This is a genomic window from Priestia sp. JSM ZJ58 (assembly GCF_044383985.1).
In the GTDB taxonomy this organism is placed as follows: domain Bacteria; phylum Bacillota; class Bacilli; order Bacillales; family Bacillaceae_H; genus Priestia; species Priestia zanthoxyli.
In genome coordinates this window covers 3,535,872-3,561,124 of sequence record NZ_JBISEM010000001.1, presented here as the reverse complement: position 1 = coordinate 3,561,124, position 25,253 = coordinate 3,535,872, and the positions used below count along the sequence as shown (strand labels likewise).

Annotated in this window: 26 protein-coding genes and 1 riboswitch; of the genes, 14 read left to right on the top strand and 12 right to left on the bottom strand. The window is 38.4% G+C overall.

Annotation, left to right across the window (positions count from 1 at the left end):
* Positions 1-94 precede the first annotated feature (94 nt).
* Entirely contained in the window at positions 95-541 is a 447-nt protein-coding gene (locus tag ACH6EI_RS18565; protein ID WP_098112681.1) for a YndM family protein, read from the top strand.
* Positions 542-817: 276 nt separating this feature from the next.
* Here the strand turns inward: ACH6EI_RS18565 and lepB are convergent, their stop codons facing one another.
* The 3 genes from lepB to ACH6EI_RS18550 all read right to left on the bottom strand — a co-directional run bounded on the left by lepB (position 818) and on the right by ACH6EI_RS18550 (position 2,938).
* Positions 818-1,369, bottom strand: a complete 552-nt coding sequence (gene lepB, locus ACH6EI_RS18560; protein ID WP_098112680.1) for a signal peptidase I — start codon at positions 1,367-1,369, stop codon at positions 818-820.
* 190 nt (positions 1,370-1,559) lie between these two features.
* A complete protein-coding gene (locus ACH6EI_RS18555; RefSeq protein WP_099000176.1) occupies positions 1,560-1,895 on the bottom strand; it encodes a LapA family protein in 336 nt (111 codons plus the stop codon).
* Between the two features lie 290 nt (positions 1,896-2,185).
* Complete coding sequence (locus ACH6EI_RS18550; protein ID WP_098112678.1) at positions 2,186-2,938, bottom strand: M48 family metallopeptidase; 753 nt, start codon at positions 2,936-2,938, stop codon at positions 2,186-2,188.
* Between the two features lie 261 nt (positions 2,939-3,199).
* On the opposite strand from ACH6EI_RS18550, the gene ACH6EI_RS18545 reads away from it, so the two are divergent.
* From ACH6EI_RS18545 to ACH6EI_RS18525, 5 genes are all read left to right on the top strand, one after another.
* The gene (locus tag ACH6EI_RS18545; RefSeq protein ID WP_176521401.1) at positions 3,200-4,444 is read left to right on the top strand and encodes a methyl-accepting chemotaxis protein; all 1,245 of its coding nucleotides are present in this window, start codon (positions 3,200-3,202) and stop codon (positions 4,442-4,444) included.
* Positions 4,445-4,650: 206 nt separating this feature from the next.
* Positions 4,651-5,157, top strand: coding sequence for a GNAT family N-acetyltransferase (locus tag ACH6EI_RS18540; protein ID WP_033578344.1), 507 nt, complete (start codon positions 4,651-4,653; stop codon positions 5,155-5,157).
* Positions 5,158-5,204: 47 nt separating this feature from the next.
* Positions 5,205-6,359 (top strand): amidohydrolase, encoded by a 1,155-nt coding sequence (locus tag ACH6EI_RS18535; protein WP_394530602.1) that lies wholly within the window; start codon positions 5,205-5,207, stop codon positions 6,357-6,359.
* Positions 6,360-6,422: 63 nt separating this feature from the next.
* Positions 6,423-6,524: riboswitch (SAM riboswitch) on the top strand.
* Positions 6,525-6,592: 68 nt separating this feature from the next.
* Entirely contained in the window at positions 6,593-6,835 is a 243-nt protein-coding gene (locus tag ACH6EI_RS18530; RefSeq protein WP_028414204.1) for a hypothetical protein, read from the top strand.
* Between the two features lie 466 nt (positions 6,836-7,301).
* Complete coding sequence (locus tag ACH6EI_RS18525; protein WP_098112675.1) at positions 7,302-8,915, top strand: M20/M25/M40 family metallo-hydrolase; 1,614 nt, start codon at positions 7,302-7,304, stop codon at positions 8,913-8,915.
* Between the two features lie 18 nt (positions 8,916-8,933).
* On the opposite strand, the gene ACH6EI_RS18520 is transcribed toward ACH6EI_RS18525, so the two are convergent.
* Together ACH6EI_RS18520 and ACH6EI_RS18515 are read right to left on the bottom strand one after the other, a co-directional pair.
* Positions 8,934-9,731, bottom strand: coding sequence for a VOC family protein (locus ACH6EI_RS18520; protein ID WP_098112674.1), 798 nt, complete (start codon positions 9,729-9,731; stop codon positions 8,934-8,936).
* A 147-nt stretch (positions 9,732-9,878) separates the two neighbouring features.
* Complete coding sequence (locus ACH6EI_RS18515; RefSeq protein WP_108674507.1) at positions 9,879-10,238, bottom strand: CotG/ExsB N-terminal domain-containing protein; 360 nt, start codon at positions 10,236-10,238, stop codon at positions 9,879-9,881.
* Positions 10,239-10,351: 113 nt separating this feature from the next.
* On the opposite strand from ACH6EI_RS18515, the gene ACH6EI_RS18510 reads away from it, so the two are divergent.
* Positions 10,352-10,798 carry a GNAT family N-acetyltransferase gene (locus tag ACH6EI_RS18510; protein ID WP_028414200.1) on the top strand — a complete coding sequence of 149 codons (447 nt, stop codon included), beginning with the start codon at positions 10,352-10,354 and terminating at the stop codon, positions 10,796-10,798.
* A gap of 232 nt (positions 10,799-11,030) precedes the next feature.
* On the opposite strand, the gene ACH6EI_RS18505 is transcribed toward ACH6EI_RS18510, so the two are convergent.
* On the bottom strand, positions 11,031-12,200 hold the full coding sequence (locus ACH6EI_RS18505; protein WP_028414199.1) for an MFS transporter: 1,170 nt from the start codon (positions 12,198-12,200) through the stop codon (positions 11,031-11,033).
* Positions 12,201-12,374: 174 nt separating this feature from the next.
* On the opposite strand from ACH6EI_RS18505, the gene ACH6EI_RS18500 reads away from it, so the two are divergent.
* The gene (locus tag ACH6EI_RS18500) at positions 12,375-12,569 is read left to right on the top strand and encodes a hypothetical protein (protein WP_098112672.1); all 195 of its coding nucleotides are present in this window, start codon (positions 12,375-12,377) and stop codon (positions 12,567-12,569) included.
* Between the two features lie 31 nt (positions 12,570-12,600).
* On the opposite strand, the gene ACH6EI_RS18495 is transcribed toward ACH6EI_RS18500, so the two are convergent.
* The 3 genes from ACH6EI_RS18495 to ACH6EI_RS18485 form a co-directional block, all read right to left on the bottom strand.
* Positions 12,601-13,902, bottom strand: a complete 1,302-nt coding sequence (locus ACH6EI_RS18495; protein ID WP_099000172.1) for an NCS2 family permease — start codon at positions 13,900-13,902, stop codon at positions 12,601-12,603.
* 219 nt (positions 13,903-14,121) lie between these two features.
* Complete coding sequence (locus ACH6EI_RS18490) at positions 14,122-15,072, bottom strand: sensor histidine kinase (protein ID WP_394530604.1); 951 nt, start codon at positions 15,070-15,072, stop codon at positions 14,122-14,124.
* A gap of 17 nt (positions 15,073-15,089) precedes the next feature.
* On the bottom strand, positions 15,090-15,788 hold the full coding sequence (locus tag ACH6EI_RS18485; RefSeq protein ID WP_108674508.1) for a LytR/AlgR family response regulator transcription factor: 699 nt from the start codon (positions 15,786-15,788) through the stop codon (positions 15,090-15,092).
* A gap of 175 nt (positions 15,789-15,963) precedes the next feature.
* On the opposite strand from ACH6EI_RS18485, the gene ACH6EI_RS18480 reads away from it, so the two are divergent.
* The 6 genes from ACH6EI_RS18480 (at position 15,964) to msrA (ending at position 21,350) form a co-directional block, all read left to right on the top strand.
* The gene (locus tag ACH6EI_RS18480) at positions 15,964-16,701 is read left to right on the top strand and encodes an ABC transporter ATP-binding protein (protein ID WP_108674509.1); all 738 of its coding nucleotides are present in this window, start codon (positions 15,964-15,966) and stop codon (positions 16,699-16,701) included.
* A gap of 1 nt (position 16,702) precedes the next feature.
* Positions 16,703-17,869 (top strand): ABC transporter permease, encoded by a 1,167-nt coding sequence (locus ACH6EI_RS18475; protein WP_108674510.1) that lies wholly within the window; start codon positions 16,703-16,705, stop codon positions 17,867-17,869.
* A 314-nt stretch (positions 17,870-18,183) separates the two neighbouring features.
* The gene (locus tag ACH6EI_RS18470) at positions 18,184-18,966 is read left to right on the top strand and encodes an aminoglycoside phosphotransferase family protein (RefSeq protein ID WP_108674511.1); all 783 of its coding nucleotides are present in this window, start codon (positions 18,184-18,186) and stop codon (positions 18,964-18,966) included.
* 136 nt (positions 18,967-19,102) lie between these two features.
* Positions 19,103-19,603, top strand: a complete 501-nt coding sequence (locus ACH6EI_RS18465) for a MerR family transcriptional regulator (protein WP_108674512.1) — start codon at positions 19,103-19,105, stop codon at positions 19,601-19,603.
* Between the two features lie 202 nt (positions 19,604-19,805).
* Entirely contained in the window at positions 19,806-20,234 is a 429-nt protein-coding gene (locus ACH6EI_RS18460; protein ID WP_108674513.1) for a MarR family winged helix-turn-helix transcriptional regulator, read from the top strand.
* Positions 20,235-20,387: 153 nt separating this feature from the next.
* Positions 20,388-21,350 carry a peptide-methionine (S)-S-oxide reductase MsrA gene (gene msrA, locus ACH6EI_RS18455; protein ID WP_028414192.1) on the top strand — a complete coding sequence of 321 codons (963 nt, stop codon included), beginning with the start codon at positions 20,388-20,390 and terminating at the stop codon, positions 21,348-21,350.
* A 25-nt stretch (positions 21,351-21,375) separates the two neighbouring features.
* On the opposite strand, the gene ACH6EI_RS18450 is transcribed toward msrA, so the two are convergent.
* The 3 genes from ACH6EI_RS18450 to ACH6EI_RS18440 are packed head-to-tail and all read right to left on the bottom strand — an operon-like array spanning position 21,376 to position 25,133.
* Positions 21,376-22,500, bottom strand: coding sequence for a GerAB/ArcD/ProY family transporter (locus ACH6EI_RS18450; protein WP_108674514.1), 1,125 nt, complete (start codon positions 22,498-22,500; stop codon positions 21,376-21,378).
* Between the two features lie 12 nt (positions 22,501-22,512).
* A complete protein-coding gene (locus tag ACH6EI_RS18445) occupies positions 22,513-23,598 on the bottom strand; it encodes a Ger(x)C family spore germination protein (protein WP_108674515.1) in 1,086 nt (361 codons plus the stop codon).
* Between the two features lie 14 nt (positions 23,599-23,612).
* Positions 23,613-25,133 (bottom strand): spore germination protein, encoded by a 1,521-nt coding sequence (locus tag ACH6EI_RS18440; protein ID WP_014461104.1) that lies wholly within the window; start codon positions 25,131-25,133, stop codon positions 23,613-23,615.
* Between the last annotated feature and the right edge of the window lie 120 nt (positions 25,134-25,253).

The window sequence follows — 25,253 nt, the reverse complement described above, 5'->3', positions numbered from 1 at the left end:
TACTGGCTTTGCTTATATTATACCCTTCTTGGCAAAAAAGGTATTAATTTCCCTATTTTTGTTCAAATTAATATAGAAAAAGGAGGGTTCAAATATGAATCATGCAACATTATTGCTCATTAAATTTGCAGCGGCACTTATTGCGTTTGGTATAGGCCTTGATTTGTTTTTTGATGCAACCATCGGAGACATTATTTCTTTTAGCTTGTTAACGACAGTTGTGACATATCTAGTAGTGGATCGAATTGTACTGCCTCTAGTGGGAAATCGTGATGCCATTATTGTTGAATTTGTTCTAACGTATATGAGCGTATGGATTTTTGGCACATTGTTATTAGACAGTTACGTTCAAATTGCTTGGGGAAGTATTATTTCTGCAGCTATTATTACATTTGCTGAAGTTTTTGTTCACCGCTACTTATTCAACCATATTGAAACAAAACATACAGCGAGAACGCGTCCGGCTTTTAAGCGAAAACTAGCGTATGACACAGAATTTGCAGAAGAACAGCATGTAGAAAACAAAGAAAATCCAAAATAAAAAGAGGTTGGAACAAAAGTATTTTAGCTGAAGTGAAAAACGAACCACTAATCAACATGTCTGATTAGTGGTTCGTTTTTTTTGTTATGGTGAACGTATGTTTCATTTGTTTCGTTCTTTCTAGCAGTTGATTTGAGGGCAAGGCGAAGACTCCCGCGGAAAGCGAAGTCTTGCACGGAAATCGACTGGGGTGTCACAAGCGGTTCAGCTCATGTATCCCATTTGTTCGTCTTTAGGTTGGATTCATTTCGTTATGCCTCAACCTCTTTTTATATGTTAATGCATAAAAGTCATTTCGTTTAAAGGCCAATATTTCATGTTGACTTCTCCCATGATTGAAGAAATGGGAGTGAGGCCAAAATGTCTTCCGTCCCGGCTTATGCGTCTGTTGTCACCTAGCACTAATACGTATCCATCCGGTATCGTGCCGTCTGGAGACAGTTCGTACGTGGAAAAGTTTTCAGTAAATCGCTCGTAAGCGGGCACTTTGGATAAATATTTATGAAGATGCGGCTCTTTTTTGACTTTGTTATTTATATACAGAACATCATCTTTGTATTCGACCGTTTCTCCTGGTAAGCCCACAATCCGCTTTACTAGAAAATCACTGCTATAGGGAGCTTGTAACACGACAATATCAAAGCGCTCCAGCTTGCTGTGTTTGTTAATAATAATTCGATTGCCTTCGTGCAAAATAGGCTTCATAGAATCGCCTTTTACAGTGTAGGGCTGAAACCAATAGTGCTGAACGACAACAGAAAGCAAAACGGTGCCGAGGATGACGCTTGTGTATGTAAGAATTTCGCGCTTTATTTTTTTATTGATCATAATGGATGAACACCTTCTTAACGGTAAGACTATCAATTTAGGTTTTTCATAGAGATATAACAGTGTTGATTGTACCATTCAGAACTAAAGTTTTCCATATCTATCTGTTTATGCGTGTATCCCGAAAATATGCTTGGCGGAACAAAAAATGAAAAAAGCCGTTATTCTAGAGAATAACGGCTTTTCTTTATTATAACTGAGCGCGCTCAGTTCGAGTAGCTGGTTGATTTGGCTCTTCTTCCACAACAGGCTCAACAGGCTTATGCTGATTGATTTCTTCTTCCAGTTCAGCAATTCGCTTGTTTTTCTGTTTCACTTGTCCTCTTAGTTGAACAATTTTCACAAAGCTCAATGAAGCAGCAACAACTCCTCCAAACACAGCCGTTGTTAAGATGATTAAAATAAGAGGCCATTTTTGTGAACCAAATACATAGTTAAATTGTACAGGATCGTTGTTAATTACAGCTAAAACAGCAATGATAAGAGCAAATATAAGTCCTAAAATAAAAAAGCTCTGTCCTTTCATAAGCTGCACTTCCTTTCTTTACATGGTCATTACAACTTTTATAGCGTAACCACTCATCTTAAGTGTTTGCTATCTTGCTTATAGGTATACGTATCCACATTTAAACAAAATCAAACATTTTCTTGATTATATATATCTTTCTTTTAAAACACAATATATCGATTGGTGTAGAAGCTTTGACATGTCCAAAGACCTGATAGAGGGGGATTTTTGAGGGAAGGGAGTAGGTATAAGGCTTCATTGTCATAAAAAAAGCACGCGTTCGCCGCGTGCTTTTTTTATGTATAAACTTAAAATGCGTTTAGGGTGTTATCGCTTAACCACTGTTTGCGTTCAGCTGCATCTTCGAATAACTCATCTGCATTTGTAAATTGAGAAGCAATGACATATTCAATTGTTGCAAGAGGAGCTGTTAGCAAACGCCAGTTTAATACGATTGTATTATCTTGAGTCGTAGCATATTCTTCACCTAACTCGTCCCACTTAACAGATTCAGGAGCATTGTCAGCTGTTTTTTTAACAGATTTCAAAGCTTCTTGGAATTTTTCACCTGCGCGGCTTTGGTACCATTCTGTTAATAGTTGTCCAATACCTTCATTTGTTTGCTGCTCGTTCCAGCTTTCAGGTACTGTAGCAATGAATTTTGCACGGAATGTCATTTCAGCCTTTGCTACATCTCCACGAACGATGTTTAAGCGGTATTGACGCCCTAGGTAAGGGAATTTGTCTCCTTCTTCAAAAGAACCAGTTTTAGCTGCAGAAGCTGCTGCTTTAGGAGCCTCTTTTTTAGCTGTTTCTTTTTTTACTGCTTCTTTCTTTGGAGCAGCTGGCTTTTCCTCAGCTGGTTGTGAACCGTTTAGTTGTTTTAAAATCCATGTTGCTTTGCGTGCGATGATTGAACGCACATTGTTTTCATTAAGACCTCTTGGGATAATAACTTTTACCCCTTCTTTGTCACAAATTTGCACCGTGATATCGGTTCTATTTGGAACGACTTCAATTTTGTAGTCAATTGTTTGATTGCCTGTTTGATACGTATACATAAAATTTTTCGTACTCCTTTCTACAAATCTTCATTTTATAAGCAAAGGTAGAGTTTGGTCAAATGAAAGAATAATCAGACAGTTATCAACTGCTGTTGCAGCGCCTTGCAGGAAGATATGTATTCCAATATTTAGTGGAAAAGCGCCAATAATAATTGTTTCAATTCTTCTTTAGTTTTTACAAAAAAATATAAAAATATGCCGATACTACTAATATAGATTAGACATTCTATGTCTTTAGATTGTATAGGGGATGAAAAAATGAAAAAAGCTTTTCAAAGTTTACGCATGAAAATGCTATGTATGATTGCAGCCATGATGGCCATAACATCTACTGTAATTGAAGTAACCAATTATTATCTTATTGTGAAACAAGAGCAAGCAGCTTCGATTACGCTAGTGATTACATTTCTGTTTGTTTCTTTTACAACTACCGTGTTCTATTTTATCATACGTCGCTACATAATTGCGGTTGAAAATTTGTCAAAAACAATGAAAGGGATTTCAAACGGCGATTTATCTGTAGATGTTGTTCCTTTGAAAGGGAAAAATGAGATTAGTACACTCATATCTTCATTTAATGAAATGATGACTCACATGAGAATGCTGCGTCAGAAAATAAGTAAAACAAAGAGAACGGTCAGTCATTCCTCAGAGCAATTGCTTGTAAGCATGGAGGAAACAAAAACAGCTGTGACAGAAGTTACGATGTCTATTCAAGATATTGCTGCGGGTTCTGATAAGCAGTTGCTAAGTGTGGTTGAAACCGAGCAAGCTATGGTGGATATGGCCAAGCTGCTTCAGAAAATGACTGATCATTCTTCAAAGGTACAACAATCGATGAACAGAGCCTCTGAACATGCTTCTACCGGAAATGTTGCGGTGAAAGATGTGACGAATCAAATGAATAAAATCTATGAAACCGTTAAGATATCGACCAGTGAAGTAAAGGGACTCGAAGATCGTTCCGCAGAGATTGGCCGCATTATTAATACGATTACAAGAATTGCTGAACAAACAAATCTTCTTGCACTTAATGCTGCTATTGAAGCTGCAAGGGCTGGAGAACAAGGAAAAGGTTTTGCTGTAGTGGCAGGGGAAGTACGTAAGCTAGCGGAAGAATCTAAAACGTCCGCTATACAAATTAGTCATTTGTTAAAAGAAATTGAAGTACAGGCAAAGCGGGCTTATCAAAACATGGAAGTGAATACGGAAGAAGTCACGCTTGGTATTGCCACTGTCGAAGATGTAACGCAACAGTTTTCCACAATTATGGAAGATGTCTTTGCCGCTCAAGAACAAATGAACAAAATGACAAAAGCAACAGGAGAGATTGATGGGTATTCGTTCAAAGTAATGGAGTCCGTCATGACCCTTTCGGAGGTTGCTAAACAAGCAGCTGCTTACGCTGAAGAAGTAGCTGCGGCTTCACAAGAAGAGTTAGCATCTATAGAAGAACTTGTGATGTTGGCAGCTAATTTAAAAGCTACGGTAAGTGAGTCCTGAAGTCTATCTTGATATGTACGTAATACGCGCAGTTTTCTGCGTGTATTCGTTTTATTTATATCTTTTATAGAAAACGATAAATAGAATTGACACGTTATTAAAGCAGTTGTATAGTGAGTACGCAAGGCGGCAGTCTGTCTTTTTTAATTCTTAGTAAACTTATAAGTTAAATAAAATATTTAAGTACTATATAAGGAGACAAAGAGATGAAAAATGAATTCCGTTTGGCAACAAATGACGACGCGGATAACTTATTGAACTTAACTCTACAAGCATATAAGCCTATTCGAGAGCTAGGCATTCCTTTCTTAGCAGCTACTGCTGATCTTGCCCTCGTTAAGAAAAATATTTCTCAAAACCTTTGCTATGTATATGAAGAAGATAAAAGAATCGCTGCCACTGTATCTATACGAATGCCTTGGGGAGAACATCCAGGTCCGTTTGCTGTTCCGCACTTTTGGTGGTTTGCAGTGGACCCGTCGTTTGCCAGGAAAGGCGTTGGATCTAAGCTGCTGCATCTAGTAGAGGAAGAGGTAATAAAGAATACGTTTAAATCGCCAGGTGTGTCTTTAGGAACAGCAAAAGAACATCCTTGGTTAGTTGAGATGTATGAACGAAAAGGATATGTTCAAGCTAAAGAAAAGCACCTTGCACAAGGCTATACGACCGTATTTCTTTATAAAAAATTCAATGAGGTACACTCTTTGTCGTAAAAGATAGAGAAGTGGTCTAAATTAAGAAATGTGAAAGAGTGATAAATATGACAGATCAATTACTACTAAATACGCTAATAGACATACGCCGTGAGCTGCACCGGTTTCCAGAGCTTTCAATGAAAGAATATGAAACAACTAAACGTATTAAAAAGTGGTTAAAGCACTACGATATTTCTATAGCGGATGCATTCCATTTAGACGTGGGAGCAGTAGCGGAAATTGTGGGAGGAAAGCCGGGACCTACTATCGCTATTCGAGCTGATATTGATGCGCTGCCAATTGAAGAAAAAACCAATCTGCCATTTGCTTCTGAAGTGAACGGTGTTATGCACGCATGCGGCCATGATTTTCATACGGCTTCTATAATCGGAGCAGCCATTCTTCTCAAAGAGCGTCAGCAGGAGCTTTGCGGTACGGTTCGATTTATCTTTCAACCGGCCGAAGAAACGGCTTCTGGGGCAAAAATGCTCGTTGAAAAAGGTGTGCTCGAAGGAGTAGAAGCGATATTTGGGATGCATAACAAACCGAATCTTCCTGTAGGAACCATTGGTGTCAAATCGGGACCTTTAATGGCAAGCGTTGATCGTTTTGAAATTGACGTCAAAGGAGTAGGCGGTCACGCAGGTATTCCAGAAAAAACAGTAGATCCGATTGCTGCTGCTGGTCAAATTGTTACTAGTTTACAAACCATTGTCAGCCGTAATCTCAGCCCATTTCAAAATGTTGTTGTCAGCATAACTCAAATCCACGGAGGGAGCTCGTGGAACGTCATTCCTGACAAAGTAACGCTTGAAGGAACGGTGCGTACCTTTCAAGAAGAAGCGAGAGAAAAAATACCGGCTCTTATGAAACGATCTGCTGAAGGGATTGGAGCAGCTTTCGGGGCTTCAGTAGACGTTAAATGGTATCCGTATCTTCCTGTAGTAAACAATGATGATACGCTGGAAAAATTGGTTATTAACGCTGCAGAGAATCTTAGTTATCAATTCGTAGAAGCTGAACAATCGCCTGGAGGAGAAGATTTTGCCGTATATCAGCAGCGTGTACCAGGATTTTTTGTATGGATGGGTACGGCTGGAGAATATGAATGGCACCATCCTTCTTTTTCATTAAATGAAGAGGCATTACTTGTAGCAGCTTCTTATTTTGCTAATCTAAGCTTTGACTTTTTGAATTCATTCCATTACCAAAAAAATTAAAATATTTTTATTTCTCTATTTACGCGGATGGAATTGTTTGATAGAATAAATTTTAAATTAAAAAAGTTATCACGAGTGGACGAGAGATCTGGCTCTTTGACTCCACAGCAACCTACGAATGTAAGGTGCTCCTACCAGCAAAGCATGTGCTTTGGGTGATAAAACGGGTGAAAAACTCATTTTGCATCAAAGCAAAATGAGTTTTTTTTATTTTTCTAAAAGGAGAGGGTTTTATGAGTCATACAGCAGTTGCAGCACATACAGGAGAGAAAGCATTAAAGGAAGCCGTAAAATTATTAGGAAAGCATTATCAAGTAGCTTATCGTGAATTAGAAACATTTTATGAAATTGTGGTCGAAAACCATGTTCGTACATATGCTGTAGGCATAGATATTAAAGATGTACAAAAAGCAAATGAACTAGAAATTTATTCATCATGCTGTTCCAAGCTTGAGCGAGTAGGCTGTCTTTTATAGAAGTCTGCTCGCGCCTCTATTTTTAAAGTGTTTTTAAATAGAAAGCATGTTTTTTGACAATTGAAGAATCTGGTGGGTATAATCATTACTCACTAGGTTTTAAAATTAATCATAAATTGTCGAAATTTTTACACAAATTAAAGGTTACATTCGAAATGAATTGTGGTATGTTATAAAACAAGAATATTTTATGAAAGGAGCATTGAAATGGAAATGTCTCTTGAACATGGAAACGATGCAGGAAGCGAACAGCTTATTGATCGTATCCTAGACTTTTTAGAAGATGACGAAAAGTAAAAAAAAGAGTGTGCGGTGCTAGCCCTAGCCGCGCACTCTTTTTTTATCATGTGCGTCAAGGAAGCGCATACTATGATACATAGGGATAGAATGAAAGGGTCTCTGTCAAAGGGATTGACGAATCGTTTTGTTTGATGGAAAATTTAGAAAAAGGAAAGAGATGAAGGGTATGTCGAACAAAACATCTTTGTATCAAACAAAAGAACAGTTAAAGAAGCTTGTAAGCGAATTGGTTTCTATACCTAGCGTGACAGGAACGATGGCAGAAGTGGAAATGGCTGAATCGATAGCGTCGTATTTATTGAAGCTGCCTTACTTTCAAAAAAACGAGCAAGTTGAGCTTCATTCAACAGGAGACGGGCGATCGATTGTCACAGCTTTTGTTGAAGGGAAAAATACGAATAAAACAGTTGTATTAATCAGTCATTACGACGTAGTGGATGTACAAGATTATGGACAGTGGAAAAAGGATGCTTTTCACGCTGATACGTTAACGAGTACTTTTTATAATGATATGGAACAAGTTCCGGCGCACGTACAAAAAGATATGATAAAAGGAGACTGGCTTTTTGGCCGAGGAACGATGGACATGAAAGCAGGTATTGCTCTGCATATCAGTATGATTGAACGAGCATGCAACGGAGAGTTTGACGGAAACATCCTGCTTCTGTCGGTACCGGATGAAGAAGTAAATTCGCTCGGAATGAGAAAAGCAGTGCCTGTTCTTTTAGAACTTGCGTGCAAACATCAGCTGGATTTTTCTCTCATGCTAAATGCAGAACCGGTATTCAGCCGCTATCCTGGTGATCAAACGAACTATGTGTACTCAGGATCGATTGGCAAGATCATGCCAAGCTTTTTGTGTTATGGAAAAGAAACTCATGTAGGGGAACCGCTAGCTGGTTTAAATGCTAATTTACTAGCTTCTTATTTAACAAAAGAAATAGAACTAAACGTTGATTTTTGCGAAAAAGTAAGAGATGAAACGAGTCCACCTCCTACGGTACTGATACAAAAAGATTTAAAAGAAGAGTATTCCGTTCAAGTTCCGCACTCTGCCGTTGTATTATTTAATTTATTTATGTTAAACCGCTCTCTTAAAGAAGTAACAGATCTGCTGTTGAAATCGGCTGACAAAGCGGCTTTGAATGTAAAAAAACATTATAATAAAGCTGCTAGGCAGTACGCTGCGGGAATGGAGGGTTCATCCCTTGACGTGAACGTATGGACGTATGAAGAACTTTATACTCATGCAGTCAAACAGCACGGTGAAAAATATGTGCAAGAAATGGAAGCAGCACTTTTGGCACAAGAAGATGATGACAGAAATAAAACCATTAAATTAGTAAACTCTTTAGCTGGTTTATGTAAAGAAGCAGCTCCGATGATAGTCTTATTTTTTACGCCGCCTTTTTATCCGGCCGTTTGTTCACATGATGATCTCTTTGTACAAAGGATTTTGTCAAACGTACAGGCAGCTGCCAAAGAGCAATTCCAAGTAGAGCTAGTTGAACAAAGTTATTTTGGCGGAATTTCGGATTTAAGCTATGCCAGCCTGCAGCACCCGCTTCATACATTTAACACGTTAGTAGCCAATATGCCTCTATGGAATAAAGGATATCATATCCCGCTAGAAGAGCTAGAGGAGCTGAAGATGCCGGTGCTGAACATTGGACCGCTGGGAAGAGATGCGCATCAATGGACCGAAAGATTAGACGTTCAGTATTCCTTTGAGATTTTGCCTCACTTCATTTATCAAGCTATAAAAGAAGCACAGAAATAAACATCCGCCCGCGGATGTTTATTTGTTGAATTTAAAAGAAGCTCCTTGTACGGTAATTTGTTGCGGTGTTAGAGCGTGATCCAATTCAACCAAAAATGGACGCTCTCCAACTTTTTTTAATGTATCGTGGACAACACCTTGTGTTCCGCTGCAAAAAATAAGGTTTCCTCCATTGACATATAGTTTTTGACAACGTGCATCAAGTAAAGAGTCTTTGTAGCTTTCGCCAGCCTGAACGTCCAGCAGTTTTGTCCATTTGCTGATGGATTCTTCAAGGTTATGTACAGCACAGTAAATGTTTTTTAGCTGCAGCTGACCAGCTTGGTGGGAAGAAAGAGCGGCTAGCTTTGGCTTGCGTTTTTCTTCTGGTTCACCCCACTCAATAAAAAAAGGAAGAGGCAAGGAATCGTGGTCAGCTTCAATAAAACACATTCTCCATTGAAGTCTTTCTCCATCATTGGTTTGACGAGAACCCGCTACAGGACCTTTTACAGTGACGTTCTTGCTTTCCAGCTCTTTTATCAGCAAATCCATATCATCTGTACGGAGTGCAAATCGACCAAAATGACCAAGTGACGTATGTTCGTTAACAAGCTGCTGAATAAGATCATTATCTGTAACTGTTTGAGCTAATGCGATATCTTTAAGCCCAAGCCATTCAATATAGCTGAGGTGAAAATAAGCCAACGTGTTAAAAGTGCCCCATTTTTCATGGATACCGCCTTTAATAACATTTATTCCGTATCCGTTTAGTTCTTTCTGAGCTTTAATAGGATCAGGTGAAAAATGCACAAGATGATCAAACGATAAGTGCATGGATAGGCCTCCTTTTAAGAGAGATTCTTTCCTACTATTATACGTCGTTTTCTTTTTTAAGAAGAGTAAAACGAATGATTATGTAAAATGAAAATCTATAAAAAAGCAAGCCGCGTATGTTTTAGACTCGGCTTGCTTTAGAGTTAGTTAGCGACGGCAGCCATGCCCTTTAAAGCAGCAGCCAAATGATTTATTAAACCATGGGTATGAGCAGCAAGGTGAACCGCAGCGACAGCGGCGACGGCTAGAACGGCGAGTAGAACGACGAGTAGAACGACGAGTAGTGCGACGAGTAGAACGACGAGTAGAACGACGAGTAGTGCGGCGAGTAGAACGACGAGTAGTGCGGCGAGTAGAACGACGAGTAGTGCGGCGAGTAGAACGGCGAGTAGAACGACGAGTAGAACGGCCGCGACGGGCAGTTGGCTCTTGGTACATAAATGTTTCAAGCTCAGTAGAAGCAATCGCTTCTGTTGCTTCTCTAATTCTTTCAGCAGTGATATGCATATAAACACCTCCTGGCTAATTCGGTACATAATACAATATGTACAAGGAAGGCGTTTGGATATAGTGAAAACATGGAATTTGTCTAAATTTGTGAAAGAAATGGAGTGGTTTTCATGCTTCAAATCCTCGAACATCAAAGAGTGGATATCGCTCTTCAAATAGTAGCTGTGCAAGTAGAAGCTTATCAAGAAGAAGCAAGGCTCATTGGTTTTTCGGATATTCCTCAGCTTACAGAAAGCAAAGAAGATATTATGAAAAGCAAGGAAGTGTTTATCGGAGAAATGATTGAAGGTAAGCTAGCAGGAGTGCTGTCGTTTGAAAAAGAAAATGAGCGATTAACGATTTGCCGCCTCGTTGTGCGTCCTCAGTACTTTCGAAAAGGAATTGGAAGCCGTCTTTTAACATATGTACTTCAAAGATATTCAGAATGTGAGTGTATGGTTTCCACAGCCGAAAAAAATACACCTGCGATTAAGCTATACGAAGCTCATCGGTTTTCAATTATAAAACACACTGCAGCTGCGGATAATCTTGTGTTAGTAACGATGAAAAGAGATTGAGCCATAGCTAAATTAATCCAAAGACTAACAAATTGGCTACATGAGCTAGTAGGAATCGGCTGTTGCTTTCCCTACAAGGCTTCGCTTTCCGCAGGAGTCTTCGCCTTGCCTACATACATGAAACTTACGTTTACCATAGCAATAAAAAAATCCGAACGCGTTGGATTCTTCATCAAGAATCTCGATTCATCGTTCGGATTTTCCTTCAGCTAAAATACTTTTGTCTCAGCCTCTATGATGATAGTGTTTGCTCAGAATAATCTAGAGCTGTATGACGCTGAATCAGCAGTAAAGCAGCTAAAGTGACAACTGCTCCGATAATAAAAGGCAGCGTCATATTGAGTTTAAAGGCAAATGCACCAAGCAGAGGGCCAAAAATACGCCCTAAGCTATCCATTGAGGCAGTTAACCCTGAAGCAGAGCCATATCCTACTTTGGTTCTCATCGTAATTAATGAGAGGACACAAGGACGAATAAGGGCATTTCCTGCTGTAAATATGCACAGAAATAAGGTAGCATTAACGGCACTAGAAGATAACAAAATAGACGTAAATCCTATTGCTGAAACCAATAAGCCAATAGCCATCAGTTTTTTTTCATTTCCTTTTTTAAATCGCTGCAGTACACCGCCTTGAATCAGGGCTTGAGTTAAACCGCTCGCCATAAACATCCATCCGATTGTCGTGGGAGTAGCATTGATTTTCGCTATTTGAAAAAATTGAAAAGTAGCTTCTAAACCAGCGAGCGTAAAAGTAGCTAAAAATGAAAGAACATATAAATACTTCATAGCTCCTTGAAAATCTGACGTGAAGTCATGCCATCTGGATGTCTGTACTTTGGCAGCAGGTTCTTTTCGTAACGATTCTTTTAACGTAAAGAATGAGAACGCTGTCATAATCAGTGACAAGATACCAGAGATAACGAAGGGAACAAACAAGCCGAAAGACGAAAGGACACCGCCTAATGCCGGTCCAAAAATAAAGCCTAAGCCAATTGACATCCCTAACAGTCCCATTGCTTTCGTGCGGTTTTCTTCATCTGTACTATCAGAAGCGTATGCAAAAGCACAAGGAATAACAGCTCCTGCAAACAAACCTCCGATGATGCGTGACGTATACATCAGAGTCAGAGAGTTTTCTGCCACCGAAAAAAGAAAAAAGCTTGCGCTAAAGCCAAGTAAGCCCCAAAGTAAGATGGGACGGCGGCCTTTTATATCGGAAAGCTTCCCCCAAAAAGGTGCGGTAATAAAAGATGCGATCGAATAGCTAGCCATCAGTATCCCTAAATTGACCGTGCTTGCACCCGTGGCACGAATAACTTCAGGTACGATGGGGATGATCACTCCAAAGCCGACAAATACCATAAAAATAACAAACATTAACGTTCCAAGCTGTTTGTTCATATGCAATTAAGCCCCTTTCTCTGTAGAACATGCCGTGAGTTTAGTATACCAAATACCAAGACGTTTTTTACGTATATTTGGTAAAAAGCGCTTTATTTATAAATGGATAACTATGTTAATATTTACCTGTTGCGCTGAAGCTGATACAATTAAAAGAAAAGGGACGTGAAGCGATTGCCAATATGGATTGTATTTGCTGGGATTATAGGCGGTCTTTTAGGATTTGGGGCGCTAGTGGATTATATAGCTAAAAAGAGAAGTATCGAGCTAGATCCAGAAGAAGGGATAAAGAATGCTTCTGAGGCAGAACAAATCTATGTGGAAAATTATCTTTATCAAACAAAAGAAAATAACAATCACTTTCAATAAAAAAAGCTTGGAGAAAAATCTCCAAGCTTTTTTAATGAGGTAAAAAGATGAGCTGATAGAGAAATAAAACAGCAAAGACATACACAAGCGGATGAACTTGTTTGCCTTTTCCTTTTACCAGCTTCATTAACGGATAAGAAATGAAGCCAAGGGCAATTCCTGTTGCAATACTTGATGTAAGAGGCATTGCTAGAACAACTAAAAAGGCAGGGAACGCTTCATCAAAGTCATTCCAATTAATTTTAGCTACAGCACCCATCATCAAGCTTCCGACAATAATTAATGCAGGTGAAGTAATAGCTGCTACGCCAGAAACCGAGCTTACAACCGGACTAAAGAATGCTGCCACAATAAATAGAATGGCTACCGTCACGCCCGTTAGACCTGTACGTCCGCCTGCTGCTACACCAGATGAAGATTCAACGTAAGCCGTTGTTGGGCTTGTACCAAATAAAGCGCCAATCGTTGTACCAAATGAGTCAGCAAGCAATGCTTGACGCACGCGAGGCATCTTATTACCTTTCATAAGACCGGCCTGTTGAGCTACGCCTACCATTGTACCTGTTGTATCAAAAATCGTCACAAGTAAGAAAGAAAAAACAACTGTGTACAAATCATGATGAATAACATCTCCAAAAGCAGCAAAAGGATTTGAAATTATTAAGCCATCTGGAAGGTGAGGGGAAGCAAACAAACCTTTATCAAATGAAAGCTGTCCTCTAAAGAAAGCAATTAATCCGGTAATAATCATACCGAAGAATAAAGCGCCGTTTACATTTAGCGTATATAAAATGATTGTAATCGCAAGTCCGATCAGTGTTAAAACTACTTTTTCAGACTGCAAATCACCAAGTCCAATTAAATTTGATTTATTTGCAACAATAATACCGGCTGAACGAAGCCCGATAAAAGCAATAAATAAACCGATACCAGCACTGATTGCGTGCTTTAAATTGTTTGGAATAGCTTCAATTAATTTTTCACGAAACGATGTTAACGATAGGATGATAAAGATAATACCCGCTACGAATACAGCTGAAAAAGCAGTAGCATAGTCGATACTTCCATTTGAACCGACAACTAAAGCAGCAAAGTATGCATTCATTCCCATACCGGGAGCAATAGCGATTGGATAGTTAGCTGCAAGAGCCATCCATAGCGTAGCTACGACTGCTGAAATAATAGTAGCTGTAAATACTTGATCAAAAGGAACGCCGGCGCTGGACAAAATAACTGGGTTCACAATGACGATATAAATCATGGTTAAAAACGTTGTAATACCAGCTAAAATCTCCGTTTTAGCATCCGTGTTATATTCTTTTAACTTAAACATAAGTAACCTCCAAAAATAACGAACATTAAAAGCAACATGATATATAATATTCGTTTTTTACTTGAAATGCAATAGATTTGCATATAAAAAATCAAAAACTAAAAAAGTGACGATAAAAGAGCTAAAACAAGTGTGAAATATTTCTTTTTTTCGGTGCTTTTTATAGTGTGTGCGTATAGAAGAGGCTCATACGAAAAAAAGCCGCTTAGGCTATAGCGGCTATGTTGCTTGTTTTGATGAAACGACTATTGGAAATTTTATTTTAATGGAAAGAGTTAAATCGTGATACGTATATTCCAAGCGTCCGTGGTAGTTGGAAACAAGTTCAGAAATGATCCACGTGCCAAGGCCTTCGTGGCGTTCTTTCTTTTCTGTCACATGAAAAGAAGTAAACAAGTGATCTTGACGCTCTCGTGATAAAGGAGCGGTAGAATTGCTGACTTCTAAAATGTAAATGCCACTTCGAATCATACTCGAAACGGTTATCTCTTTTTTCTCAGAAGAATGAGCGGCTTCTAAAGCATTATGCAGTAAATTCATGATGAGATTCATTTGGTCAAGGTGCTTTAAAGGCAGGTGTGATAACGGTGAATCTAATTGAACATTCATATGTATTCCCCACGTATGTGCTTGATTCTTGCTTTGATGTACAACAGAAGCAACGTGCGAATGTTCACCTTGAATATATGAATGGGTATCATTCAAAGCTTCAACGTAATCTTGAATATACTCTTGTGCCTGCTGTCTTTGGTTTGTTTCTAGAAGATAGGATACGGCGCTGACATGTTTAATAAAATCATGTCTTTCAGCTCTTAACGCTTGAAAAAGCTCATTGTTTTTTTGAATTTCACGTGAAGCACTGCTTTCCCGGTTAGCTACGAATATGTATTGTTGATAAGACGAAAACATGTCGGTCATGTAACCAATCATTGTGATAACGATAAGGCCAATACTAAGAGGTGAAGATAGGCTAAATAAAAGCAGAAAAAAAGACGTCAGTACGATTGCTTTTTTTATCGTTAGTGAAGGAGCCGTTTGATATTTCTTTCTCCATATAAAAAATGAACCAATTATAAAAGAACTAAGTAGGAGATGTAAACTAACAGGCAGGTCTTTAAAAAAGAGGAGCACGAAAACAGTTAGTAAAACTAGTGTGTAAAATAGTTTCATTTTAGATAGTCCCTCCTTTAAAAGTACTCTTTTTGCAAGATGTCTAAATTTGTTTTCGTGATTAAAGCTGTTTTTTCGGTGCTTTGAAACATCACGGAGTAGGAGTGCTTAGTATACAGGGAGAAATTTTGAATATAGGAAATGTTGATAATAAAAGCTCGATGCGACCTTAGAAAATGACTCGCTGTTAATTCTTTTTCAATTTCGTTTAATGATTGATAGGTACTAAATTCTCCATTTGTCGTTATGATGGTGGTAGAGCGACCCGTTCGCTCTGCAAATATAATATCTTGTTTGTTCAGCACTTGCATTTCGGTTTTTTGTTTTAAAATAAGCTTATCTCTTGTGTTATTTGATTGGTTTTTTTGATGAAAACGCTGAATGCCTTTTAACAGACGCTCTTTAGAATAAGGCTTCATAATGTAGTCTAAAACGTTGAGTTCAAATGCATGAACGGCAAAGCCGCTGTGCCCAGTGACAAAGATGACTTGAATATCAAGCGCGTAAGCATTGATAAAGTCTGCAAGCTCATAACCTGATAGCTTTGGCATTTCAATATCTGTAATTAATAAATCAATTTCATTTTTTTTAATTTCGTTATAAGCTTCCTCCGCGCTGCTAGTCGAAAAAAGTATGTCTATATCATCTTCTCTTTCTAAAGAAATCCTCAATTTTTCTAAATCATATGAATGATCATCCACTAATCCTACCTTCATAAATAAAAACCCTCTTTGTTTCATTCTATTGGATATTACCACACTATTTTACCATGATTTACAAGATGGAAAGGACGTTTCGTGACATAAAAAACCCTCTTTATGACAAGATGGAAGATGCTGTATGAAAAATAAGCTAAGATATAGTCAATCACAGTAAAAGGGGAGAGCGGATATGATTGAAATCAAAGGTGTTACGAAATATTTTAAAGAGAAAAAGAAAACAATTGCAGCTGTTCAAGATGTTCATGTAACCATCGCACAAGGAGAAATTGTAGGACTATTAGGTGAAAATGGAGCGGGGAAAACAACTCTTTTACGTATGCTGTCGACTGTACTTGAACCATCGGAAGGTAATATGTTCATTCACGGAATTAACATTCATAAACAGCCCGATAAAATAAAACAAAGAATTGGCGTGCTTTTTGGCGGTGAAACAGGTTTATACGACCGTTTGACAGCTCGTGAAAACTTAGCTTATTTTGCTAAGTTTTATGGAATGAGCAAACATGAAACAAAGATAAGGATTGAGGAGCTGGCCAAACGTTTTGGAATGAAAGATTACTTGGATCGCCGCGTTGGAGGCTTTTCAAAAGGAATGCGTCAAAAAGTAGCCATTGCACGCACTATTCTTCATAACCCGGACGTTATACTATTTGATGAGCCGACTACAGGATTAGACATTACATCAGCAAACATGTTTCGTGAGCTTATTAAAAGTCTGCAAAGAGAAGGGAAAACGATTATTTTTTCCAGTCACATTATGGAAGAAGTGGAGATGCTGTGTCAGTCTATCATCATGATTCATAAAGGGAAAATGATTTATCAAGGAACAAACGAACAGCTGTATAAAGAAGAAGAAAGCACAGACTTAAATTACATCTTTATGTCGCGTATCGTGAGGGGGGCTTAAGATGATTTGGCATATTTATAAAAAAGAGTTAATTGATTGTCTGCGAGATCGAAAGACGATTATCTTTAGTGTGTTGATTCCTATTTTGTTAAATATAGGGATTATCTTTTTTGCCGACAAAATGATGGCTAGTAATCAAACAGATTCCATGTCTGTAGCTGTTACAAAGGATTCTGATGCCAGTGTGATTGACTGGTTAAAAAACGATGACAATATTAAAGTAATCGAAAGCAGAAACCCACTCAGTGCTGTAGAACAAGGGAAAGCGTTAGCGGCGTTAAAGGTGCCAGACGATTTTTCTTCAGAAGTGCGTAAGATGAAATCGCCAGAAGTTACTGTTTATACGGATTCAGCGAGCATGAACTCAGGTGCTACCGCGGAGTATATACAAAATATACTGAATAAACATCGAGAAGCTATAGTTAGCGAACGCTTAGATCAACTAAATGTGAATAGTGAAACGATGGCTCCGTTTAATGTGGTTGAAAAAGGAGTGTCTAAAGAAGATGACGGCTCTTTAACAATGATTGCGATGTTTGCGCCAATGATTATCATTATGGGCGTTTTAGGTGGCATTCTTCCTTCTGCCAATGATATTTTTGCAGGTGAAAAAGAACGGAAGACGATGGAAGCTCTATTGATGGCTCCTGTCAAACGAACGCAATTACTGGTTGGAAAATGGCTTACGATCTCTACATTCGGTATCGTAAGCGGCCTTTTGTCTACATTGGCATTTGTTTTCTCTGTACGTTATTTAACAACTATATTAAATGATGCACTGCAGCTTAAGGGTCATGTTACAACCTTTATCTTCTCGTTTTTAGTCACCCTTACCCTGCTAGCGCTGCTAGGAGCCATAGTATTATGTATCCTTAGCCTTTTAGCAAATTCGGTTAAAGAAGCGCAGAGCTATACATCTCAAATTATGATGGTAGCGATACTTCCATACTTTTTACTGATGGGAAAATCCGTACACGAACTGCAACCAAGCGGATTTTTAATTCCTATTTATAACGTATTTGCACTTATGAAACAGCTTCTCTACGGTGTCTACGACATGCAGAGTCTCGTCTATACAATAGGAAGCTTATCGGTTTGTACGGTTGTTTTATTTGCGGTTGGTTATACGATGTTTACGAAAAGCCGCTGGGTGCTTGGTAAAGGGTAAGAGACTGGGCAAAAGTAGTTTAGTTGAAGGAAGGTCCGAACGAGTAATCGTTCGGATTTTTTTATTGGAATGGTGAACGTAGGTTTCAAGTATGCAGTTAGTTGCTTCTAGCTGTTGATTGGAGGGAAAGACGGAGACTGCTGCGGGGAAAGCGAAGTCTTGCACGGAAATCAACAGCGGTGTCACAAGCGCTTCATAATAGCTCATTCACCCCATTTGTTTGTATTAAATTGAAGTGATTTCGTTATGTCTCAACTTTTTTGTAGGGAAAGAGCAACAAAAAGAGAATGTAGAAAGAAAGGGGAGTGGAACAATTGCATCCTATTATAGTAGAAGAAATTCCTCATTCGATAAAAAAGTATGTAAAGCAAATCGAAAAAGTGACGTTTCCGAAGCAAGGGTGTACATCGGATGTCGGTATTCTTCATACCGCTAAAGGGAGATATGTTTTAAAACGGGCAAAAAGGGAAAAGTACAGAAAATGGTTATATAAGGAATATTATGTATTAAAAAATATACGCGCTCTGGAAGAATGTCAAAGCCCGATCGCTTACAAATTCGTTCAAACAGCAGAAGAGAGCTGGCTGCTGCTAGAATTTTTTGAAGGAAAGACGGTAAGAGAGTATTTAAAGAAGGAAGATAATGAAAAAAAGCGTGAGCACGTTGTCTATGAAATGGGGCGTCTTCTTGCTCGTATTCACAATGCTGAGTGTCCAGAACGATTAGTGAGTAAGCAGCCGTGGATCCACCGAATGCTGCAAGAGGCAGAGTACAATTTAACCCACTATGAGGTAGACGGGAATCAACGGCTGCTAAAACAACTGCAGAAGCAAAACATGATATGCAAACAAGAGGTACTTATTCACGGAGACTACACGATTGATAATGTACTTGTACACGACGGTCAGATAACAGCTGTTATTGACTGGAGCGGAGGAACTTTAGGAGACGCTCGTTATGATATGGCGCTGGCTGTTCGTTTTGAAGACGGAATCTTTACAGGTAAAGAGCGCGCGTCTTTTTTTAAGGGATACGGCAAGGGGATTTCACAGGGCGAATTTTGTTATTTTGCAGAAGGTTTATACGAGTTTTTCTAGGGAATAATGACATCATTTTCTTCATTTGTTGAACGTCCACTTTCTTTGACGAATTCATACTAGTTTTGTCACGTATGAAGGGATTTAAAGATTTCTCTCGAAATGGCTAGTAAATGAAAAAATGGAGGGATGGAACATGACGATGAAAACGGTAGATGTGGCAAAGTCACTGGGAATACATCCAAGTACGGTATTAAAGTGGGTCAAAATGGCGGATATCGAGCTAGAGAGAAATGAATCGGGACACTGTGAGTTTACAGAAGAAAATGTTGAGGCACTTAAAAACTTTCAAAAAAACCGCAATCGTCAAGCCGTCGTCAAAGTGGTAGAAAAAGTAGTAGAAAAAGAGGAAGTCGTTATATCTGATGAACGTGCACAAGATATGCAAAAGCAGCTTGATCAGCTTTTTTTAAGACTGATTGAAAATGAAAAGCGTACAGAAGAAAAAGCGGGAGAAGTAGTGACCTTTCAAATTTTAGAGCATCGTTCAGAAATCGATCGATTAAATAAAGCTATTACAAAATTAGAAAATCGAGTAGTAGAACTTGAAAGTCAGTTAAAAAGTGAAGACAGCTTAAAAGGTAAAAAGCCTGTTCCAAGATGGAGAAGCTTTTTAACCGGTATTTTTAGCTACTAGCAGCGATTTACCATAACGGTAAATCGCTTTTTTTATGGAATTTTATGAAAAATACATCAATTCGTACAGGTTTGTGGAAAAAAATCTCAATAATAGTTGACGAAACGCTTAGTAATTTGATAAAACTAATTAAGTTAAGAAAGTGAAATACTTTCGTAAATACATATTCGTTATCATGCGGTAGCGTTAAGGAGAGTGACAAGTGAAAAAAAGAGAAGAGCTCGTTCAAGAAATGGAGACGCTGTTTCGCTTTGTGTTCAGACAGCTTCGCCAAGAAATTAATGAAGTATATAATTCAGAGCTATCAACAAATGAATTTATGGTGCTTCGTATGCTGGTTGATTCCGGCAGGCAGCGATCAACTGATTTATCCAAGTATCTTCAAGTGTCAGCAAGCCACATTACGGCGGTAACCGACTTGCTTTTGTCAAAAGGCTATATTGCACGCAAACGGTCTGAAAATGATCGACGTATTATTGATATTGAACTGACCAAAGAAGGGCAAGATATTTTTAATGTGATTCAAGAAAAAAAACGAGCGTATTTCCTCGAGCGGTTTGAGCACTTTACAGATAAAGAAATTGAAACGATGAATAAACTGTTTCACAAAATTAAAGTTGATCAAAAATAAAGCGCTTTAAATGCGGAAGAATAATCAGTGAAGACGAGCTTCACTGATTATTTTTTTGTCTTAAAACGGAAAGAGTACAAGAAGCAAGTTAGTTGGTGAGAACATCAAATCAGCGTATAATAATAGAAAGAATACATGAAGGAGGTCATCTTTTTGACAGAACAATATGAAGTAGCAACTTTTGCCGGCGGCTGTTTTTGGTGTATGGTGAAGCCCTTTGATGAACAGCCAGGCATTATAAAAGTTGTATCTGGTTATACAGGCGGTCACAAAGAGAACCCGACGTACAAAGAAGTATGCTCAGAAACAACGGGCCACTATGAAGCGGTCCAAATTACATTTGACCCAGAAGTTTTTCCATATGAAAAGCTTTTAGAACTATACTGGCCTCAAATTGATCCAACGGATGCAGGCGGACAATTTGCGGATCGAGGCGACTCGTATCGAACAGCTATCTTTTACCACAACGAACACCAAAAGGAACTAGCCGAAGAATCGAAGCAGCAATTAGAAGCAAGCGGTCGTTTTTCTGAGCCGATTGCTACACAAATTCTACCGGCAAAACCGTTTTACGAAGCGGAAGAATACCATCAAGGTTATTATAAGAAAAATAAATTCCGCTATGCTATGTATCGACGAGGATCTGGACGTGATCGTTTTATTAAAGAAAACTGGAAAGACTTTGGCCGCGACGAGCAGCTGAAAACGACATTAACGCCTATTCAATATGAAGTTACTCAAAATGACGCAACGGAACCTCCGTTTCGCAATGAATTTTGGGATCATACAGAAGATGGTATTTATGTAGATATCGTGTCAGGAGAGCCGTTGTTTAGTTCAACTGATAAATATGATGCCGGATGCGGATGGCCGTCTTTCACAAAAGCGATTAATAAAGATGAAGTAAAAGAAAACATGGACGTTAGTCATAATATGGTTCGTACAGAAGTACGAAGCAAAACGGCTAACTCTCATTTAGGTCATTTATTTGATGATGGTCCGCAAGATGCAGGCGGCTTGCGTTACTGCATCAACTCAGCAGCTCTTCGATTTGTTCCGAAGGAAGATTTAGAAAAAGAAGGATACGGGGAATACGCTGTTTTATTTAACAAATAAAATAATATGAAAAAAAGAGCGTGATTCAACTTAAAGTTGGCTCACGCTCTTCTTTTCGTGCTTTCTTTTGTTTTATTTTGGCTCGAATGAGGCTATAGAGAAAAAGGAAAGGAATGTAGCCATAAATAAAGTAAAAGCCGGTCATGGATAATCGTGTATTAAGATGATCGATAGTTTCTCGATCATCAAAGAAAATAGAAAAACCAAGAAGGGCAATAAGAACTAATATGAGAAAAATCGTAGGCGGTTTATTAAATGTTTTACTAAATCCACGAATTGTACACCATACGCTGACAGCAATAGTAGGAAGAACGACTAAAAGCCACAGAGAAATTAAAATATATTCAAAACGCTGTAAAAATGGGATTTCAATAATTTTAGCCATTGTTAAAGTTGGCCAGATTGTATGCATTAACTGTCCCTGGCTAAAGTAGGCAAATGAAACTAATGCCGTGCCCAAATATAAAAAAGCACTGAACCAAATCCCAAGCTGACCCCATTTTTGGCTAGTAGCGCCATTTTTTATAAAAGGATAGAAAAAAAGCACAGATTCAAATCCCAAATTCTCAAAAGTCATCATCTTAGTTGAAATTAAAAATTCCCATATCGTGTGATCAAACAAAGGAAATAAATTATTAAGGTGCCCATATTTTAACGGGTAAATCAATGCAAGTGCGAGTGGCAAGGGAAGCATAACCCCAAAAACAGCAATTCCAGTGATCACACGAAACCCGCCGGAAACTGTATAGTAAATAATAGGTAAGTAAACGAGTGATACAATCCATGTTTCTAACTGTGGAAACATCCATATTTGTAAAATTTCTACGTACGTCCGGTAAATGGTTAGCGCAAAAATAAAATAATAAGCCGATGCCGCAAGAGTTAAAGCTCCTCCAAGGTATTTACCGAAATATAACCGGTGAATATCAACAATATCACTGTTTTCACGAGTTAAGATATTAAAGATCATGGCTAATAAAATACAAACGCTGATTGCAGCAAGAAAGATGGATATCCAAGCTTCATATCCAGCTCCTTTAATAATATAACGTTGAAATCCTAGTATCCCAACGCCAATCTGCGTAGAGTGCACTAAGAAAAAAAGAAAAGAAGGGGAAACTTGATTTTCTTCTTTAATTGTATTATGCATCTTTTCTTCCTCCTAGTTGCTAATACCGGTTTGAATAAGGTGAACGCGAGCTTTTACTTCAATATTCATATCCGGATATTGCGCTTTAAATTCTTCACTGTTAAACCTTCTTGTTTTACTTCGAACATAATCTGTAAAACAAATGGGGTCGATCCTATGTTGCTGAAGTTTCTTAATAAAGACATCCCCATCTTTTTCAATATCTTTTTGGAGCATTTTTTCAACCATTTTAATACGAGCCGGATCAGTTAGGTCCACCCATCCAGGAAATTCTTTTACAAGGCCGTCGATAGTTAAGTGCGCAACAATACTTGGGTTTTGATGATTTCCTTTAATTTCATACTTTGTTTTGGTGCGCAAGTTTTGAAGAATGATCTCGCCTTTACGGTCACTTTCTTTAATTTTTACTGAATAGCGGCCGTGCTTTGTTCCGCTTGTTAGCAGCTTAAATAAAAACGTTTCTTTCATTCCGATGGTTGTAACGACTTTTTGTTCTTTGAAAAGCGCCAGCCCCTTTAATTTAATAGCATCTTTTTCTTGTGCTAAAACAGGAAGGTACGGGTCACGGTCGTCGCTAAAAAAACTGAATAAAAAAATTTGTAAATTGGTGTTAGGCAAATTTTCTGTGCGGATATTTTGTTCGATTAAATTAGAAATAAACTGATAGTCCTTAATTTTCTTTTTTGTAACAGAGCTTAATAATTCATGTGCGTTGCCGTCTACAATGCTTAATTTAATATTACGTCCAAGGTCTGGGTTTCTAGCAATTGTATTTACTAACTCATCTACTCCATGTGTTGCAAATTCTTTTCCCATAACGATGCTTCTCAGCTGCCCAAACGCGACGGGAAGAGATGATTTATTGTTTAAACGGAGTGGAATATCAAATGATGAATTAGCAGTAGCCGCAATAATACTCGGTTCTTCCGTTGGTCCGTATTTATAGATAGGGTATAAAATAGTTCCTCTGACTTTATTGCTTTGAGGAATATAATCATATCCGATGGAGTTGACTACTTGAATTTCGTCAATCGTTTCACGGTCTGCACAGCTCGTTAAAAAAGTAAGGCAAGTGCATAAAATTAGTATTCTTTTCATGACGTTTCCCCGCTTTACTCATTATCTAAATTACTTTTTCGTTTCATCTTATTCGCTTTATTAGGGTTATAGCGGAAGCGTTCTAAAGGACGTAAGTAGCTTGGGCGCTTTGCTGTATGACTATAGGGCAATCGCAGAAATGTATCCCTATACTCTGTGGGACGAAACGGAAAAAGCGGAACAAGATAAGGCATGCCCAAAGATTTTAAACGAAGCAAATGAACCAGCAAGAAACAAAAGCCAAATGTGATGCCGACTAAACCGAACGCAGTGGCAAACAAAATAAACGGAAAACGTAGCAGCCGGATCGTGTTAGACATTTTAAAAATAGGCGTTGTAAAAGAGGCTAAAGCTGTCAGTGAAACAATAATAAGCAAAATATTGCTTGTTAACGCAGCTTCTACTGTTGCTTGCCCAATAACAATCCCGCCTACGATTCCCAGTGTTTGCCCTACTTTTGTTGGAAGTCTGGCTCCTGCCTCCCGAAGCAGCTCAATGGTTATTTCTAAAAAAAGCACTTCGATAACGGGTGGAAAAGGAACGTTTGTCCTTGAAAAGATAATAGGCCCCAGCAAATCTTTTGGAAGCATCTCATAATGATACGTAACAATGGCTACATAAAGAGGCGTAGCAAAAATAGAGAAAAAGACGCCCAAAATACGAATAACCCGGAAAAATGACCCTAGAACCCACGGTAAATAGTAGTCCTCAGGTGAAATAAAGAAGTCAAGCAATGTTGACGGTCCGGTAACTGCGTAGGGTGAACCACTCGAAAAGAAGGCAGCTTGCCCGTTTAACAGACTAAACAGAACTCGATCAATCCGCTCTGTTGTTAAAAAAAGCGGAAACGCCGTAGAAGAATTATCGGAAATCAATTGATCAAGCATTGTACTATCAAAAATGACGTCAAAATCTATTTCTTCAAGGCGCTGGGTCATGGTCTCTACGTGCTGAGGATTCGTTACGCCTTCTAAGTAAACAAGCACCACGCGCGTTTTCGATTTATTTCCTACGGTGAGTTCTTTAAAAATAAGGTTTTCGGAAATGACCGTTTTTCTCATTAAATAGAGATTGACATCTAAATCCTCCACAAAACCAATTTTAGGACCAACGACGCTGAACTCATTTTCCGTTTCATTTTCTTTTCGAAACCCCGTATCAAAGCTTTGAACTTTAATAAGAGCTACTAGCTTATCGTCTTTATGCAGTTGAAACATCACATAGCCGCGCAGCAGCTTTTCTAAAATTTCTTTTGTATCTTTTGTAACGGAAATATCTTCAATCGGCAGAACATTTTCGACTTCATATACACTGCTTAACGTGAAGTCTAGTTTTTGAAAGGGTTCAAGTATTTTATCTTCAACGCTTTGCATGTTTACGAGCTGCTTAAAATACGTAATGATGTATTTTCGATGCTGCGAACCAATAGCTAATGTTGTGAAATCACTTGATTTTTTAAATTGTTTAATCAGTTCATCCAATGTTTTTTTGGGCTGATCGTCTGCATTCTTTTTTTTAAATAAATGTTTAAACATAACCGTGCCCCTCGCATGACTTTCTATTACTGGTAGTTTGTTCATGTACTTCCTTTTTATTCGACTATTTTTTCTCAAGAAGAAAGGAAGAATATAAAGACAAACTTTACACTCTTTTAC